Here is a 1,085-nt window from a genome sequence, read left to right on the forward strand (position 1 = left end):
GACGTAATGGCGAAAAGTAAATTCGAGCGGGTGAAGCCGCATATAAATGTAGGGACGATAGGCCATGTGGATCATGGGAAAACGACGTTAACGGCGGCGATCACGACCATCCTGACCAGGAAATTTGGCGGGGAAGCCAAGTCATATGCTCAGATAGATTCGGCGCCCGAGGAGCGTGCACGTGGGATTACTATTAACACATCCCATGTTGAATACGAAACAGATAAACGCCATTACGCGCACGTTGATTGCCCGGGTCATGCCGACTATGTGAAGAATATGATCACAGGAGCGGCGCAGATGGATGGCGCTATTCTGGTGGTATCAGCAGCTGATGGACCCATGCCGCAGACACGCGAGCATATTCTGCTGGCGCGGCAGGTGGGAGTGCCTTATATCATTGTCTTCATGAATAAGGCTGACATGGTAGACGATGCTGAGTTACTTGAGCTCGTCGAAATGGAAATACGTGAACTGTTATCCAAGTATGATTTTCCAGGGGATGATACGCCTATTATTATTGGTTCAGCACTGAAAGCGCTGGAAGGGGATAAAGGTGACATCGGTGAAGCAGCTATTCTGAAGCTGGCGGAAGTGCTGGATTCATACATCCCGGAGCCACAAAGAGCGATTGATGGGGCTTTTATTATGCCTGTTGAAGATGTGTTCTCAATCTCCGGGCGTGGAACTGTTGTTACAGGGCGTGTGGAGCGCGGTATAGTCAAGGTTGGTGATGAGATAGAAATTGTGGGATTGCGACCTACAATCAAAACGACATGTACCGGTGTCGAGATGTTTCGGAAGTTGCTGGATCAAGGGCAGGCCGGAGACAACGTTGGTATATTATTAAGAGGTACCAAGCGAGAAGAGGTGGAGCGTGGTCAGGTTCTGGCTAAGCCGGGTAGTATATTGCCACACACCAAATTTTCTGCGGAAATATATGTGTTGAGCAAAGAAGAGGGTGGTCGGCATACACCATTTTTTGCAGGATATCGCCCACAGTTTTATTTCAGAACAACTGATGTAACAGGCTCCATTGAACTGCCGGCAGGCGTCGAAATGGTGATGCCAGGTGATAATATATC

At 48.8% G+C, this 1,085-nt stretch carries 1 protein-coding gene; it reads left to right on the plus strand.

Annotation, left to right across the window (positions count from 1 at the left end; all coding sequences use genetic code 11):
• Nucleotides 1–6 precede the first annotated feature (6 nt).
• The coding region (gene tuf, locus C8R14_RS13325) for an elongation factor Tu (RefSeq protein WP_074456522.1) at nucleotides 7–1,085 on the plus strand (1,079 nt) is incomplete at its 3' end.

It is taken from the genome of Nitrosomonas eutropha, from assembly GCF_003201195.1.
GTDB lineage: Bacteria > Pseudomonadota > Gammaproteobacteria > Burkholderiales > Nitrosomonadaceae > Nitrosomonas > Nitrosomonas eutropha.